This is a genomic window from Geodermatophilus saharensis (assembly GCF_900188205.1).
Lineage (GTDB): Bacteria > Actinomycetota > Actinomycetes > Mycobacteriales > Geodermatophilaceae > Geodermatophilus > Geodermatophilus saharensis.
Genome location: NZ_FZOH01000001.1, coordinates 558216 through 573634 on the forward strand (window position 1 = coordinate 558216; position 15419 = coordinate 573634).

Consider the following 15419-nt stretch of genomic DNA (forward strand, 5'->3'; position numbering starts at 1 on the left):
CACCGACCCGGTGCACCCCCGCCTGCGGGCCGCCGACCGGAGGGGGTATGGTGGTCTCACCGACGCGGGGTGGAGCAGCTCGGTAGCTCGCTGGGCTCATAACCCAGAGGTCGCAGGTTCGAATCCTGCCCCCGCTACCAACCGACAGGGGTCCTCACAGTGACTGTGAGGGCCCCTGCCGCGTGTGCGTGCCTTCCACCGTGGACCCGCCGGAGTGCCCGTCACGCGGTCCCGCCCCCGTCCGCCGGACGTGGGGCAGCATGCGTGGCCGTGACAGCACAGCCTCACGACGACGCCGGGCCGGCGCGGGTCTTCCTCGTCGACGACCACAGGGTGGTCCGCACCGGGCTGGCGGCCTACCTGGCGACCGAGCCGGGGATGACGGTGGTCGGGGAGGCCGACGACGGCAGGCGGGCGCTCGAGGCGCTGGCCGTCCTGGAGCGCGCCGGGGAGCTGCCCGACGTCGTGCTCATGGACCTGCAGATGCCGACGATGGACGGGGTGGCCGCCACCGCGGAGATCAAGCGGCGGTGGCCCGAGGTCGAGGTCGTGGCGGTGACCTCGTTCGTGGAGGAGGAGCGGGTCCGGGCGGCGCTGGAGGCGGGCGCCGCCGGTTACCTGCTCAAGGACGCCGACGCCGACGAGGTCGCCGCCGCCGTCCGGGCCGCCGTGGCCGGCGAGGTGCACCTCGACCCGGCCGCGGCACGTGCGCTCACCGCCGCGCTGCGGGCGCCTCGGCCAGCGGTGGACGCGCTCACCGCCCGGGAGCGGGAGGTGCTGGTCCTGCTCGCCACCGGGGGGACCAACCGGCAGATCGGCCGGCACCTCGGGGTGGCCGAGCGGACCGCGCGCACGCACGTCTCCAACATCCTCGCCAAGCTGGGGCTGGTCAGCCGCACGCAGGCGGCGATGTGGGCGGTCCGGGAGGGGCTGGTGCCCGTGGAGGGCCGGCCGTGACCGCCGCGCCCGGCCGGGACCTGCCGGCCTCGCTGCGCAGCACGTCGATGCCGGTCGAGGCGGTCGCCGAGCCGCTCCCGGTCAGCGCCGCGAGCCTCGACGCCCAGCTGCTGGACCTGGTCTTCGACCGTGCGCCGATGGGCGTGATGGTCTTCGGCGCCGACCTGCGGCTGCAGCGGATCAACAAGACCGAGGTCGGCTTCTTCGAGCACTACTTCAGGGTCCCGCCCGGCGCGATCGCCCCCGGCGCGCACGTGTACGACCTGCTCCCCGGCAGCGAGGACGTCGTCACGCCACTGTTCGAGCACGCCCTCGCCGGCCGGGTGGTGCGCCAGGCGGCGGTCCGGGTCGACGTCCCGGGCGGGGTGACGTACTGGGACGTCGTCTTCGCGCCGCTGTTCGCCGACGGCGAGGTCGTCGGCGTCGTCGACATCACCACCGACGCCACCGACCGGGTGCTGTCCCTGCAGCGGCTGGAGGACCGGATCACCGCGTTCACCGCGATCGCGGCCGGGATGACCGTCGACCAGCCGCTGGACGTCACGCTGCGCGAGGTGGTGGCGCGGGTGCTGGCGACCACCCCGGCGGTGGGGTGCTCGATCGTGTCGTGGGCCGACGACCGTGCCCCGGCGCCGGTGGCGCACGTGGGGGAGGGGGCGGCGCCGGGCCTCGGCGACGCTCTCGCCCGCACGCTGACCGCCGGCTGGGAGCGGCTCGTGGGGACGCCGGAGGAACCAGCCGTCACCCGGATCGAGCGGCGTCGCGGCTTTCGCGCGCGGGCCCTCGCCGACCCGCTGTTCGAGCCGGTGTGGCCCTTCTGGCGGGAGGCGGCGTGGGACGACCTGCTCGTGGTCCCGCTGAGCTCGTCCGGGCGCACCTTCGGCGAGCTGCACGTGGCCCTGCCCAGCGCCGCGCACCTGGACGAGGACGACGAGGCCTACCTGGTGGCGCTGGCGGACCAGGCGGCGGTCGCCGCGCAGAACGCCGCGCTGTTCGGGTCGGCGGCGCAGTCGGCAACAGTGGTGGAGCGACAGCGGCTCGCCCGCGAGCTGCACGACTCGGTCAGCCAGGCGCTGTTCTCGATGACGCTGCACGCGCGCGCCGCCGAGCGGCACCTCGCCGCTGCCGGGATCGGCGCGGGCGAACCCGTCGCCGAGCAGGTGTCCCGGCTGCGCGAGCTGACCGCCGGGGCGCTGGCGGAGATGCGGGCGCTGATCTTCGAGCTGCGGCCGGGCGCGCTGGCCGAGGAGGGGCTGGCCGCGGCGCTCGGCAAGCAGGCGGCCGCGCTGGCCGCGCGGACCGGTGTCCCCGTCGACGTCGCGGTCCCCGCCGACCGCGTGCCGGTGCCGCCGGACGCCGAGGAGCACCTGTACCGGCTGGCGCTGGAGGCGCTGAACAACGCGCTGAGGCACGCCGGTGCGACCCGGCTCGCCGTGGAGCTGACGGTCTCCGGCGGGGAGCTGCGGCTGGCCGTCGCCGACGACGGGGTCGGCTTCGACCCGGCGCTCGCGCGACCCGGGCACCTGGGCCTGTCGACGATGCGGGAGAGGGCGGCAGCAGCCGGCGGCCGGCTGGTCGTCCGCTCGGCCCCCGGCCGCGGCACCCGGGTGGAGGTCACCGTCCCGCTCGGCTGAGCGGCCGCTCTACGTCATCCGGCCGAGGCCGGGACCGGCCGGAGATCGCGGCCCTGCCCGGCCGTGCGGCCGGCGACGGGGACGCCGGCCCCGGCCAGGCTCGTCGCATGACGGCGACCCAGTGGATCCTCAACGGCGCGCTGCTCGCCTGGGTGCTGCTGCGCAACCTCGGCGCCCGCGCCGTCGGCCCGGCCACCTACCTGGTCCCGCTGCTCGTGGTGAACGTGGCGGGTCTGGTCTTCCTGCGGGACGTGCCCACCGCCGGCAACGACCCGGCGCTGGAGGCGATCGGGATCGGCGCCGGCCTCCTGCTCGGCGTCCTCGCCACCGGCCTGACCCGGGTGGGCGCCGACGCGGGGCGCACCGTCATCCGGGCCGGCGCGGCCTTCGCGGCCCTGTGGATCGCGGTGATCGGTGGCCGCGTGCTGTTCGCCGAGTGGGCGACGCACGGCGGCGCTCGAGCGGTGGGGGAGTTCTCGGTGCACCACGGCATCACCGGCGCGGACGCCTGGACAGCCGCCTTCGTGCTCATGGCGCTGGCGATGGTGGTCGGCCGCACGGTGAGCACCGGCGTGCTCGTCGCCCTCCGCACGCACCGGGCCCGACCCGCGGCCGCCCGGTGACCTCCGGCCCGCTGCGGGTGCTGGTCCTCGACGCCGACCCCCGCGTGCGCGACGGCCTGCTCCGCCTGCTGGAGACCGACCCTGGGGTGACGGCCGTTCCGCCCGGCGCCCATGCCGACGTGGCGCTGGTCGACGTCGACCGGCCCGATCGATCCGCCGCCGTCGGCCGGGTGCGCCGGCTCGCCGGCCGGGTCCCGGTCGTCGCGCTGGGCCTCGACGGCGCCGTCCGGGCCGCCACTCTCGCCGCCGGCGCGCGGGCCTTCGTCGAGAAGGACGGCGCCACCGACGACCTGCTCACCGCCTTGTCCGCCGCCGTCCCCGGGAGGAGCCCCCGATGACCGCCACCGACCTCCGCCACCCGCCCGCGTCCGCCCCGTCGGTCCGGGGACGGCACCTCGCCGTCCTGCTGGTCGCGGCCTTCGCCGGTCCCTGGCTGGTGTGGGGCTCGGCGATCGCGCAGGCGCACGGACTCCTCGGCTGGCGCCTGCCGCAGGGCCTGGCGCTGTGGACCCTTCCGCCGTCGCTGGTCGCCGTGGTGTTCGCGGTCGGCGGTACGACCGCCCTGCGGGACCTGACCGGCCGCCTGGCGCGGGTCCGCGCGGGCGCGCGGTGGTACCTGCTGGCACTCGCCGTCCCCGGGCTGGTGGGGGCGGGGGCGGTCGGGCTGGTCACGCTCGCCGGCGGGCCGACCCAGGTGGGCCACACGCTGGGGGTGACCTCGGCCCTGCTCTACCTGGTCTACGGCACCGGGCTGTTCCTGCTCACCGAGGAGGCGGTCTGGCGGGGCGCGATCCTGCCGCGGCTGCAGGCCCGGCTCGCTCCGCTGCCCGCCGCCCTGTTCCTCGGCGTCGTCTGGGCGCTGTGGCACCTGCCGCTGCTGTCGGTACCCGGTGCCGGAGACGAGGGCCTGCCGTTCCTGCCGTTCGCCGTCTGCGTGGTGGGCACCAGCGTGCTCATCTCCGCGCTGGTCAACGCCTCCGGCGGCTCCGTCGTGGTCGCCGCGGTGTTCCACGCCGCCTTCGACGCCGCCTACAGCTACGCCGGGGTGGTCGGCACCGAGCACGCCGTCCTGTGGGCCGCCGCCGGCCTCACCACCGTCGTGGCCGCCGCCGTCGCCATCGGCAGCCGCGGCCGGCTCGCCCTGCCCGCAGCCGCATGACCCCGCGACACGACCCCTGCTCGTCACCGACCGCGGCCGCACCGGCGGCCGCCAATCCGAAGGAGCATCCCGTGCAGCAGATGCCTGACCCCGCCGATGTCCTCGACCGTCTCGAGTCGGCGCTGGGAACGACCGGTGCCGTGGTCGCCGGCATCGCTCCCACCCGGTGGAACGACCCGACACCGTGCCCGGAGTGGGACGTCCGCACGCTGACCAACCACCTCGTCGGTGGCCTGCGCATCTTCACCGCCCAGCTGACCGGCGCCGACGCCGGCGGGGCGCACGAGGACGACTGGCTCGACGGACACCCGTCCGCCGCCTACCGCGACGCCGCCGACGCCGTCCTGGCCGCCTGGCGAGCCCCGGGCGCGCTGGCGCGAACGCTGACGATCTCCCTCGGCCCGGTGCCGGCGCCGCTGGGCGCGGTCATCGAGCTGACCGAGGTCGTCGTCCACGGACTCGACCTCGCCGTCGCCACCGGGCGTCTCGACCAGATCGACCAGGCGCAGGCCGAGTGGCTGCTCGCGTTGATGGAGGGCATGGGGTTCGATGCGTTCCGGCTGCCCGGGGTGTTCGGACCTGCGGTGCCCGTACCCGTGACTGCTCCGGCGCACCTGCGGCTGCTGGGCTTCCTGGGCCGCGCCCTGCCGGCCGCAGAGCCGCTGCCGGCCTGAGCCGTCCGATCTCGGGGCCCTGTGGCTGCTGGTGCTCGTCAACGTGTGGCCGACGCCGACGCCAGTCAGCTCTGACTCGCGAGAGCTCTTGGTGCTGCCGGCCATCGATCGCCCCTCGCGGTGGCGTAGCGCTTCCAGACGTATCGCCACCGAACGATCGGGGGCCTGAGCCGCCACGGGGGCCCAGCGCTGTGGCGTCCGACACCGACGGGGAACACGTCGCTGACGACGACACCGCGCTGACCGGACGGTTCGTGCCCGCCGAGAACTGCCCCTCGTGTTGCCGTGCTTCCATCGGTCCTGCAAGCAGTGGGCACGTCTCACACGGCTGTCGTGCTGGCGGCGGAGTGGTCCATCCGCAACGGGGGGACCGGGGCGGGTTCGGCCAGGTAGCGGTGCACGAAGCCGACGGCCACCGAGCCTTCGCCCACAGCACCGGCGACACGCTTGGCCGAGCCGTGCCGGATGTCACCGGCGGCGAACACCCCGGGGCGGTTGGTCTCGAACGGGTAGGGCTCCCGTGTCAGCGGCCAATCGGTCGATGCCAGGTCCCGGTCGGTGAGGACGAAGCCGCGCTCATCGAGGGCGAGAACGGGGGCGAGCCAGTCGGTGCGGGGTTCGGCGCCGATCATGACGAACACCGCCGCGGACGGCACCTCCTCGGTAATGCGGCGCTCGGCGTCCCGGAGGGTGAGGCCCTCCAGGCGCGCGGTACCGCGGCCCCCGACCACCTGGGTGCGCAGCCGGACGGTGATGTTGGGTGTCGCCTCGATCTGGCGGATCAGGTAGTCCGACATCCCGGCGGTGAGCGACGTCCCGCGCACGAGCAGAGTGGCACGGGCGGCGTACCGGGCCAGGTGCAGGGCGGCCTGTCCGGCGGAGTTGGCCCCGCCGACGACGTGGACCTCCTCGCCGACCACGGCCGGAGCCGTCACCCCGGCCGCGCCGTAGAAGACGCCGGCGCCGACCAGCTGGTCCAGCTCCGGTATGCCGAGGCGGCGGTAGGTGACGCCGCCGGCGAGGATGACCGCCCGGGCGGCGACCTGTCGGCCGTCGTCCAGGGTGAGCACCTGCCTGGCTCCGTCGGTGGCGAGCCCGGTGACGGAGTGGGTGAAGGCGAACTCGGCACCGAGCAGGGTGGCCTGCTGCCAGGCACGGTGGGCCAGCTCTCCGCCGCTGATGCCGCGCGGGAAGCCGAGGTAGTTGCGGATCATGGAGCTGGTGCCGGCCTGTCCGCCGATCGACCGCTCCTCCAGCAGCAGGGTGCGAAGGCCCTCGGAGGCGCCGTAGACACCGGCGGCCAGACCGGCCGGTCCGGCGCCGAGAACGACCAGGTCGTAATCGTCGGCGGTGGGGTGGACCTGGACGCCGTGCGAGGTCGCGAGCTCGGTCAGCGAGGGCTGGTGCAGCACGGTGCCGTCGTGCCGGATGACAGCAGGCAGCCGCACCTCGTCGACGCCGTGGTCGCGCAGGAGCCGCCGGCCGTCGTCACTGTCGGGCAGGTGGAAGGTGAAGGGCACGCCGTTCACCGTCAGGCCGTCCCGCAGGTCGTGGCAGACGGGATCCCACTGCTCACCAACGACGCGGTAGACGACGTGGCTCGGGCGGTGCGCCCGCGACCACGCGCTGAGCGCTTCCTGCACCAGCGGGTAGAACCACTCCTCGGAGTTGACCCAGCCCTTGACCATCCACGCGTCGATCTGGCCGAGCGCGCTGGCCCGCTGCAGCGCGGGCAACTCGGTGAACGGGATGCGGGTGTGGTGGATGTCCATGTCGAACAGCAGGACGCGGGCGAGGCCGCGGTACCGCGCGGCGGCCTGCACCAGGAGGTCGACGCCGTCGCCGTCGGGCAGATGGAGGTCGGCGGCGATCAGCGCCACCTGCTCGCCGGCCGGGCCCAGTCGGTCGAGATCGGCGAGCGCGGCGGCGGCCGAGCCGGCGGTGCGGACCCGGTAGTCCGGGGCGAACCGGTGCTCCAGCGCGGCGGCCGTGATCGCCACGTCGGCTGGGTCGCCGCCGACCACGAGCAGCACCGGTGCCTGCTGCCCGGCCAGCGGGGCGTCGTCGGCGGAGGCGCTCATGCCGCGGGTCCGGTCCGTCCGGGTGACGCCGTGGCCGCGGCCGGCTCGCCGTGGTCGGCGGCGGGCTCGGTCCGGTCGGTGTCGAGGCGGCGCAGGGCGGGGTTGAGCAGCATGCCCAGGGTGACCACCAGGTAGACGACGCCGAGGGCGACGATGGTGGGCACCAGGCCGGCTCCCTCGATGGTGAACCCGACGATCGCGATGACGATCGGGGCCAGCGACGCCGACAGCGACTGCAGCGCACCGAACACGCGGCCGTAGACCTCCGCCGGCGTGGTGGTCTGCACCACGCTGAAGATCAGCGGCACGATCGGGCCGGCCACGACGGCGCCGAGCAGGGCCAGCACCAGCATGAGCGCGAACGGCGGCCTCAGCGCCAGACCGCCGTAGAGCAGCACCACACCGCCCGCACCGGCGACCAGGAACACCAGTCGCCGGGGCATGCGGTGCCCGATCGCGCCGAAGACCGCGGCACCGATCAGGGCGCCTCCGCCGATGGCGGAGGTCAGCGCGCCGAAGGCGGTGGGGCTGCCCCAGATGTCGAGCGCGTAGACGGGGAGCACCACCGTGACCAGCGCGCCGTCCAGGGCGTTGGCGACCGCGACGACGGTGACGATCGACAGCAGCAGGCTGTTCGAGAACACGAACTTCAGCCCGACGAGCAGGTCGGTCCGGTAGCTGCGGCCGGTCAGCGCCTGGGCGGCCGCGCCCTCCTCGTGGCTCCGGGGGTGCACGAACAGCGCGACCAGGACCGCGGACGCGGCGAAGGTCACCGCGTCGACGTAGAGCACGTTCTCGGGGCCGAACACGGCGATGAGCACGCCGCCGACGATCGGGCCGACCAGCAGCGTGGCCTTCGCGACGGCGCGGTCGACGCCGTTGGCCCGCTCGATGGTCGTGCCCGCGCGGCGTGCCAGTCCGGGCATCAGCGCGTACCGGGCGGCGTCACCGGGTCCCTGCATGCAGGTGATCACGAAGACCAGGACGAGGATCAGCCAGAACGGCAGCGCCCCGGCGGCGTAGAGCAGTGGGATCGCGGCGACCAGCAACGCGCTGGCCACGTCGGTGAGGACGCTGAACCGCTTGAACCCGACGCGGTCGATCAGCGGGCCGCTGAGCACTCCGGAGAGCACAGCGCCGAGGGTCATCGCGGTCGCTACGAGCCCGGTGCGGGCGGCGCTACCGGTGGTCTGCAGGATGAACCACGGAACCGCCAGATTGGTCATCGCGCTGCCCAGCGCGGAGATCCCGTTGGCGCCCCACAGGGCGAACATGCCGGTCCGGTCGGCTCGGATTGCTGGGTGCGTGACGACGTCTTCGTTGGCGGTCATCAGGTCCTCCGGCCTGCATGCGGCGCGGCAGCGGGCCCGTGGGCCTGGACCCGGTGTTCACCTGGTTCTCATGAACGGGGCGCCCATGATGCCGATCCCCAACCAGTCGCAACAGGCCCTCCGGAACAGCGTCGAGAAGTCCTAGTCCTACATCGGGACGAGTCCGGTGCCGCTCCGCTGCCCTGGAGCAGCGTCGACCGGCCAGAGGCAGCGGTCCTCGTCAACGGGGCATCGGGCGCGGTGGGCAGCGCGGTGGGCAGCGCGGCGGTGCAGCTGGCCGCGCACGCCGGATGACGCGTCGCTCGCAGGGTGTCCATGTCGGTGCTCGACCACCAGGTGACCACCGGAGTCGATGGAGTGCCGGACTGCGTGGGGAGGGGAGGGCTGCCCGGGTCGGAGGGGACGGCCGACCCCGGTGCCTGCGGCACGACGTCGGGGGTCACCGGTCCTGCTCCTGCTCTGCGGTGTTGTAGGCCACCTCGACGGTGTACAGGCCGGGGGAGGGGGAGAAGTCGGCCATCCGGGCGGCGATCGCGGTGAAGTCGGGGCTGCCGACGGCGGACTGCCATGCCTCGACCGAGTCGAGTTCGGCGACGTTGACGTAGCGGAACCGGGTCTGCGGGCCGAGCGCCCTGTGCAGGCGTGTGGTGCGGTAGCCGCCCCTGCTGCGGAGCAGGTCGTCGGCCTGCCGCCACAGCTGCAGGAAGCGCTCGTCCTGCTCGGGTGCGACCTCGAAGCAGTTGATCAGGATCGCGGAGCTCACGGGGCCCTCCCCCTTGCACGGGGATCCGGGATCAGGCGGTGGAAGACGGCGTGTGCGAGCGAGCGGAGCGGGAGACGAGGTGGCCCACTGCAGCCGCCCAGGCGAGCAGGAGCACCAAGGAGACCTCGAGCACCGGCGTCAGGGCGTCGACGCCGCCCAGCGCCGCGCTGCCCACCAGCAGCAGGGGGACGAGGACGGCCGCGGTGAGCCGCAGCCAGCGGGGCGCGGCGCCGGCTCGCGCTGCGGCGGTGGTCGCGACCGCGGCGAAGGCCGCGAGCAGGGCGATCTTGAGCACGTCGACGGAGTCGATGGCGAGCAACAGCGTGCGGCTGGTCGTGGCGGCGTGCTGGCCGACCACCGCGGCAACGGCGAGGGCGAACTGCAGGAGGGACAGCACCGCAGCACCGAGGCCGATCCCGACCACGGCCCGGCGCAGCCCGCCGTGGACCGCGGTGACCCGGGCGATCCCGACCGCGAGCCCGGCGAGGGCGAGGCCGGCGGTGCCGTGCACGAGCAGCGCGGAGGACACCACGGCCGACCCGTGCTCGGCGTAGAAGCCGGCGATCTCCGCGGGCGGCGCATCGTGCCCCGGCGCGGCCGGCGCGAGCAGCAGACCGGCGACCCAGGACAGCACGTAGGCGGTAGCGGCGACCGCGGGAGCGCTGGGAGAACGCACGGCGGCGGGGGTGGGGACGGTGGTGGACACGGCAGATCTCCTCCGGGTGGGGTGTCACTGGTTCCAGACGGCGAGCAGCACGGCGTTGCCGATGGCGAGCGCGGCCACCGCAGCGGTGGCGGGCAGGCGGGCACCGAGACGCCGGAAGGCGAGGAGGCCGAGGGCCAGGGCGCCCAGTTGGGCGCCCGTCTGCACCGGCTGTGGCACGGAGGCGCCGTGCACTAGCAGCACCCAGCCGACCGCCACGGCGCCCGGGACCAGCACGACGGCGGCCAGCCGGGCCGCCCGCGACCGGACGCCTCGCCAGGAGGCGACGGCGACGACGGCCAGCAGTCCCAGCTCCAGCCCGAAGCGGACGGCGAGGTTGAGGTCCTGCGCTGCGGTGAGCATGCGGAAACGGTTGCGCCGCCGGGCCGCCGGATCGTCGGCGCGCGGGTTGGTCTTCGGCGTCCACCCGTGGGTGGAGACTGTCGCCCGTGCACGGGCAGCGGCGGTGGGTCCTCCCGGTCGGGCTCGCCGTCGTCGCGCTGGTGGTCGTCGCCAACGCCGGCAGCAGCGTCGGACTCGGGACCTCCGGCGACGCCCTGGTCGTCACGCTGGCGGTGGCGGTCTACGCAGCGGCGGCCCTGGTCTTCTTGCTGTGGTTCGACGCGCCGGTCCGGATCACCGTGGCACTGCTGCTGGTGATGGCCGTGGCCTCGGCCGCCGCCCGGCACGGGGACCCGACCGGCACCGGCGGCATCGGGCTCTACCTCGGCGTCGCCTACGCGCCGCTGCGGCTGCCGCGCGGCACGGCCGTGGCCGTCGCCGCGGTCAGCGTGCTCCTCTTCGACCTCGTGTTGGCGCTCGAGGCGCCGAATGCCGCGGTCTTCGTCACCGTGGTGACCGGCGGCGCGGCGCTGTTCTTCCTGTTCGGGTTGCTGCTGCGCAGTGAGCAGGAGCAGCGCGCGCGAGCCGACCGGCTGGTCGTGCAGCTGGAACGCAGCCGGGAGGCGGAGAAGGCCTCCGCTGCAGTCGCCGAGCGCGCCCGGATCTCGCGGGAGATGCACGACGTCCTCGCACACACGCTGTCAGCGCTGGTCCTGCAGCTGGAAGCTCTCGCCGTCCGGGCCGAGCGCGCCGCCGACCCCCTGGCCGGCGGCCTGACCCGCGCGCACGAGCTGGCGCGCGGCGGGCTGGCCGAGGCCCGGCAGGCGGTCTCCACGTTGCGCGGGGACGCCGTACCCGGACCCGACGCGCTACCGGAGCTCCTGGCGCAGCACGAGATGGCCACCGGGACGCCGTGCACCCTCGACGTCCGCGGCGACGCGGTGCCGCTGGCTCCCGAGGTGTCGCTGGCCGTCTACCGCACCGTGCAGGAGGCGCTGACCAACGCCCGCAAGCACGCGGCCGGCGCTCCGGTGCACGTCCGGCTGGACTGGCGGCCCGACGGCGCGGTGGTCGAGGTGCACGACGGCGGCGGTCGCGAGCGGGTCGCGCTGCACGAGACCGGCGGCGGGCACGGCCTGTCCGGCTTGGCCGAGCGCGCGGCCCTGCTCGGTGGGCGGCTGCAGGCCGGGCCGGCCGAGAAGGGCTTCCGGGTGCGCCTGGAGGTGCCGGCGTGATCCGCGTCCTGGTCGTCGACGACCAGCGGCTGGTGCGCGAGGGACTGACGGCGCTGCTCGAGCTGGTCGACGACCTCGAGCTCGTCGGCGTGGCCGAGGACGGCGCACAGGCGCTCGAGCTGGTCGCCGATCGGCAGCCCGACGTCGTCCTGATGGACCTGCGGATGCCGGTGGTGGACGGCGTCGAGGCCACCCGCCGGATCCGTCGGGACCACCCGGGCGTGGAGGTCGTGGTGCTGACCACGCACGCCGACGACGAGTCCGTCCTCGCCGCCCTGCGCGCCGGCGCCCGCGGCTACCTGACGAAGGACGCCGGGATGGCGGAGATCAGCCGCGCCGTCGCCGCCGCCGACGCCGGTCAGGCGCTGCTCGACCCGCAGGTGCAGGCCCGGGCGCTGCAGGGACTCACCACCGGCCACCGCCCCGGGCCGCTCACCGACCGGGAGACGGAGGTGCTCGCGCTGATCGCCCACGGGTTGTCCAACGCCGAGATCGCCACCCGGCTGGTCGTGTCCGAGGCGACGGTCAAGACGCACATCAACCGGATCTTCGCCAAGACCGCGGCGCGCGACCGCGCCCAGGCGGTCCGATGGGCCTACCGGCACGGAGTCGCCCAGCCGTAGCCGGGGGCGCAGCCGCACCGCCACACGACGCAACGGGGCGGCGGGGCAGGTGGACGTGTCGCCGCATCGGCCGGATCGCGTCGCTGTCCGCCGCTGGCGTCATGATCACCGTCGTGTCCCGGTGCTGACGGAGGGCCGGGGGACGGACCACGACGGGTGTGCAGGTGCGTGGGCACGAGGTTGCGACCTGCGGAAACAGGCGACGCCGAACACGGCCGGCAGTGGTTCGGTCGGTCCCCTTCGCTGCGTTTCGGACCGGTTCCCTGGACGCCTGGTGGCCGCCCTCATGAGCGAGGTGGTGCCCGGCCGCGACTCCCCAGGCCGCGGCCTGGGCATCGGCTTCGTGCCCGTGTTCGTCGGCGCGATGGTCGCCTGCGCGATCGGCACCGACTGCGAGCCGCCGATCCGGGCGGTCCGCTGGCGGGCTCCTCGGTCGAGCGGGACCCGCTGCAGCCGGGACCCACATCCGGGCCCCGTCCCACGCCACCGGGCGGGCGCAGCCGGACCGGCGACCTGCACCGGGTGGGTCCGGTGTGGTGGCGGCAGGCCCGCGGCCGCGGGCGGTAGCGCCGAGCGGCTACGAGGCGCAGGCCCTGATCGGGCCGCCGGGGTGGCACCGTCAGCCCGGTATCCTCGGCGCGCTCGCTCCGACAGGTGGCGGCGATCCGAGTGGTCCTGGTGCCGGGGGGGATGCGTGTCCGGCTCGCTCCCGCCGAGCACCGCGCTGCCCCCGCGCTCGGATCCCGCGTTCGAGCGGTTCGCCCGCCTGGTCCGCCGGCAACTGGACGTCCCGGTCGCGCTGGTGACGCTGGTGTCGGCCGACGAGCAGGTGTTCCCCGGCGCGGTCGGACTGCCCGAGCCGTGGCAGTCCACGCGGTGCACGCCGCTGAGCCACTCCTTCTGCCAGCACGTGGTGCGCTCCGCGGCACCGCTGGTCATCACCGATGCCCGCACCGAGCCGCTGGTCGCCGACAACCTGGCCATCCCCGACCTGCACGTCATCGCCTACGCCGGCGTGCCGATCACCGAGGCGGACGGGACGGTGGCCGGCTCGCTGTGCGCCATCGACAGCCGGCCGCGCACCTGGTCCGAGGACGACCTGGCCGTGCTGACCGACCTGGCCGGCGCCTGCAGCTCGGAGCTGCAGCTGCGTCAGGCCCAGCAGCGCGCGACCGAGACCGCCGCCCAGGCGCGGCGCCTGCTGGCCGAGCAGGAGATCGCCCGGTCCCGGTGGGCGCTGGCGCTGAGCGCCGGGCAGGTGGGGACCTTCGACATGGACCTGGCCACCGGCGAGCTCACCGTCGACGACCGGCTGCTGGAGCTCTCGGGGATGGACCGGGCCACCTTCACCGGCCGCCCCGAGGACGTCTACGCCCGTGTCCACCCCGACGACGTCACCGACGTCACGGCCCGGGTCGAGCACGCCGTCAACACCGGCGGGACCTACGCCGCGGAGTACCGCATCCTGCTCGGCGAGGGGGCCCACCGCTGGCTGGCCGCCCGGGGGGAGGTGGTCGGGGCCGCCGCCGTTCGGCGCCTGGTCGGTGTGGTGCACGACATCACCACGCAGCGGGAGCCGTACGAGCAGGCCGCGCAGATCGTCGACGAGATGGCCGTTGGGTTCCTCGCGATGGACACCGACTGGGTGATCACGCACGTCAACCGCGAGGCGGAGCGGATCGCAGGTTCCCCCCGCGAGGAGCTGCTCGGCCGCACGCTGTGGGAGGCCTTCCCGGCGACGGTGGGCACCGTGTTCGAGGAGCGCTACCGGCGTGCCGCTGACACCGGGGAGCCGGTGTCCTTCGACGCCCACTACCCCGAGCCGCTGGACGTGTGGGTCGAGGTGCGCGCGGTCCCCCGCACGACGGGAGTGGCGCTGCACTTCGTGGACATCACCGCCCGCGCGCTGGCCGCCCAGCAGGCCGAGCGAGCCGTGGAGCGGGAGCGGCTGCTGTCGCGGATCACCGAGGAGCTGTCGGCGACGCTGGACGCCGACGAGGCCGCCCGCCGGCTGTCCCGGCTGGTGGTGCCCGGGATCGCCGACTGGTGCATCGTCACGCTCATCGACGACGAGGTGGCCGGCGGCGACCGCCGTGCGCTGCGCAACGTCACCTCCTGGCACCACGACCCGCACCTGCGCCCCGTGGTGGACGCCTACGCACAGCGCCGCCTGGGCGCCCTGCGCGATGACGCCCTGTTCGTCCGGGCGATGCGCACGGGGCAGCCGCAGCTGGTGACCCAGGACGCCACGGCGCAGGGCGAGGCGATGATGCAGCCGGGCCCGGTGCGCGACCTGGTTCGGCAGTTGGCGCCGGAGTCGATCGCCGTGCTCCCGCTGCCCGGCCGCGACGGTCCGGTCGGGCTGCTCAGCCTGGTCACGGACGGCAACCGCGGTGTGTTCGACGCCGAGGACCTGGTCACCGCACGGCACATCGCCGCCCGCGCCGGGCTGGTGCTGGACAACGCCCGCCTGTTCCGTCAGCAGAGGGGCCTGGCCGAGGGGCTCCAGCGATCCCTGCTCACCCCGCCGGCGGAACCCGGCCACCTGCAGATCGCCGTCCGGTACGTGCCCGCCGGACAGGCCGCGCAGGTGGGCGGGGACTGGTACGACGCGTTCCTGCAGCCCGGCGGCGCCGCCCTGCTGGTCATCGGTGACGTCGCCGGCCACGACGTGCAGGCCGCCGCGGCGATGGGACAGATCCGCAGCATCGTGCGCACCGTCGGAGCGCTGGACCACGACGGCCCCGCCTCGGTGCTGCGCCAGGTGGAGCAGGTCATGCAGACCCTGCGATCGCAGATCCTGGCCACCACCGTGGTGGCACGGCTGGAGCAGACCGACGAGGAGAAGGCCGCCGGACTGACCCGGCTGCGCTGGTCGAACGCCGGACACCCGCCGCCGATGACGGTCACTCCCGATGGCGCGGTCACCGTCCTCGCCGCCGGACGCGCCGACCTGCTGCTGGGGGTCGACCCCACCGCACCACGCCGGGAAGCTCAGGTGACACTCGGCTGGGACACCGTCGTCGTGCTGTACACCGACGGACTCGTCGAACGCCGCACCTCCGACCTCGACGCCGGCACCGCCCGGCTGCAGGCCGTGCTGGCCGACCTCGCCGGCCGCGAACTCGACGAGCTGTGCGACGAGCTGCTGGCCCGGATGCTGCCCGACGCACCCGACGACGACGTGGCCCTCATCGCAGTCCGCCTGCACCGGCAGGACCGGCCGCGTCCGGCCGAGGCCGGCCCCGACCGGGTACCGCCGGGGTTCCCGGTCGACTGATCCGGCCGCGCCCG

General features: G+C 74.9%; 14 protein-coding genes and 1 tRNA gene. 10 read left to right on the forward strand and 5 right to left on the reverse strand.

Features of this window, described 5'->3' with window-relative positions:
- Positions 1-63 precede the first annotated feature (63 nt).
- The 7 genes from CHC04_RS02660 to CHC04_RS02690 all read left to right on the forward strand — a co-directional run bounded on the left by CHC04_RS02660 (position 64) and on the right by CHC04_RS02690 (position 5047).
- Positions 64-140 (forward strand) — tRNA-Met (locus CHC04_RS02660).
- A gap of 130 nt (positions 141-270) precedes the next feature.
- Positions 271-957: a response regulator gene (locus CHC04_RS02665; protein WP_245816935.1), complete on the forward strand. Its 687-nt coding sequence runs from the start codon at positions 271-273 to the stop codon at positions 955-957.
- Positions 954-2591, forward strand: a complete 1638-nt coding sequence (locus tag CHC04_RS02670) for a sensor histidine kinase (protein WP_089402312.1) — start codon at positions 954-956, stop codon at positions 2589-2591. Before CHC04_RS02665 ends, CHC04_RS02670 begins: the two co-directional genes overlap by 4 nt.
- A 107-nt stretch (positions 2592-2698) precedes the next feature.
- Entirely contained in the window at positions 2699-3214 is a 516-nt protein-coding gene (locus CHC04_RS02675; protein WP_089402313.1) for a hypothetical protein, read from the forward strand.
- Complete coding sequence (locus CHC04_RS02680; protein WP_089402314.1) at positions 3211-3552, forward strand: response regulator; 342 nt, start codon at positions 3211-3213, stop codon at positions 3550-3552. The genes CHC04_RS02675 and CHC04_RS02680 overlap by 4 nt, the downstream gene beginning before the upstream one ends.
- Positions 3549-4373, forward strand: coding sequence for a CPBP family intramembrane glutamic endopeptidase (locus tag CHC04_RS02685; RefSeq protein WP_089402315.1), 825 nt, complete (start codon positions 3549-3551; stop codon positions 4371-4373). The genes CHC04_RS02680 and CHC04_RS02685 overlap by 4 nt, the downstream gene beginning before the upstream one ends.
- Before the next feature lie 80 nt (positions 4374-4453).
- On the forward strand, positions 4454-5047 hold the full coding sequence (locus CHC04_RS02690; protein ID WP_089402647.1) for a TIGR03086 family metal-binding protein: 594 nt from the start codon (positions 4454-4456) through the stop codon (positions 5045-5047).
- Between the two features lie 320 nt (positions 5048-5367).
- Here CHC04_RS02690 and CHC04_RS02695 read toward each other — a convergent pair whose 3' ends face one another.
- The 5 genes from CHC04_RS02695 to CHC04_RS02715 all read right to left on the reverse strand — a co-directional run bounded on the left by CHC04_RS02695 (position 5368) and on the right by CHC04_RS02715 (position 10288).
- Positions 5368-7128, reverse strand: a complete 1761-nt coding sequence (locus tag CHC04_RS02695) for an NAD(P)/FAD-dependent oxidoreductase (protein ID WP_089402316.1) — start codon at positions 7126-7128, stop codon at positions 5368-5370.
- The gene (locus CHC04_RS02700) at positions 7125-8459 is read right to left on the reverse strand and encodes an MFS transporter (RefSeq protein WP_089402317.1); all 1335 of its coding nucleotides are present in this window, start codon (positions 8457-8459) and stop codon (positions 7125-7127) included. Before CHC04_RS02700 ends, CHC04_RS02695 begins: the two co-directional genes overlap by 4 nt.
- Positions 8460-8898: 439 nt before the next feature.
- Positions 8899-9222: an antibiotic biosynthesis monooxygenase family protein gene (locus CHC04_RS02705; protein WP_176449800.1), complete on the reverse strand. Its 324-nt coding sequence runs from the start codon at positions 9220-9222 to the stop codon at positions 8899-8901.
- Positions 9223-9253: 31 nt separating this feature from the next.
- Positions 9254-9928, reverse strand: a complete 675-nt coding sequence (locus CHC04_RS02710; protein WP_089402319.1) for a hypothetical protein — start codon at positions 9926-9928, stop codon at positions 9254-9256.
- Between the two features lie 24 nt (positions 9929-9952).
- Positions 9953-10288: a DUF2568 domain-containing protein gene (locus tag CHC04_RS02715; RefSeq protein WP_089402320.1), complete on the reverse strand. Its 336-nt coding sequence runs from the start codon at positions 10286-10288 to the stop codon at positions 9953-9955.
- Positions 10289-10374: 86 nt separating this feature from the next.
- Between CHC04_RS02715 and CHC04_RS02720 the strand changes: the two genes are divergently transcribed.
- From CHC04_RS02720 to CHC04_RS02730, 3 genes are all read left to right on the forward strand, one after another.
- Positions 10375-11502, forward strand: a complete 1128-nt coding sequence (locus CHC04_RS02720; protein ID WP_089402321.1) for a sensor histidine kinase — start codon at positions 10375-10377, stop codon at positions 11500-11502.
- Positions 11499-12125: a response regulator transcription factor gene (locus CHC04_RS02725; RefSeq protein WP_217897138.1), complete on the forward strand. Its 627-nt coding sequence runs from the start codon at positions 11499-11501 to the stop codon at positions 12123-12125. The genes CHC04_RS02720 and CHC04_RS02725 overlap by 4 nt, the downstream gene beginning before the upstream one ends.
- A 694-nt stretch (positions 12126-12819) precedes the next feature.
- A complete protein-coding gene (locus tag CHC04_RS02730; RefSeq protein WP_089402322.1) occupies positions 12820-15405 on the forward strand; it encodes a SpoIIE family protein phosphatase in 2586 nt (861 codons plus the stop codon).
- The last annotated feature ends 14 nt before the right edge of the window (positions 15406-15419 follow it).

Excerpts from the sequence above, each read along its gene's own strand:
- CHC04_RS02675 (WP_089402313.1), top strand. The coding sequence starts at position 2,699 with ATGACGGCGACCCAGTGGATCCTCAACGGCGCGCTGCTCGCCTGGGTG.
- CHC04_RS02685 (WP_089402315.1), top strand. The coding sequence starts at position 3,549 with ATGACCGCCACCGACCTCCGCCACCCGCCCGCGTCCGCCCCGTCGGTC.
- CHC04_RS02690 (WP_089402647.1), top strand. The coding sequence starts at position 4,454 with ATGCCTGACCCCGCCGATGTCCTCGACCGTCTCGAGTCGGCGCTGGGA.
- CHC04_RS02695 (WP_089402316.1), bottom strand. The coding sequence starts at position 7,128 with ATGAGCGCCTCCGCCGACGACGCCCCGCTGGCCGGGCAGCAGGCACCG.
- CHC04_RS02700 (WP_089402317.1), bottom strand. The coding sequence starts at position 8,459 with ATGACCGCCAACGAAGACGTCGTCACGCACCCAGCAATCCGAGCCGAC.
- CHC04_RS02715 (WP_089402320.1), bottom strand. The coding sequence starts at position 10,288 with ATGCTCACCGCAGCGCAGGACCTCAACCTCGCCGTCCGCTTCGGGCTG.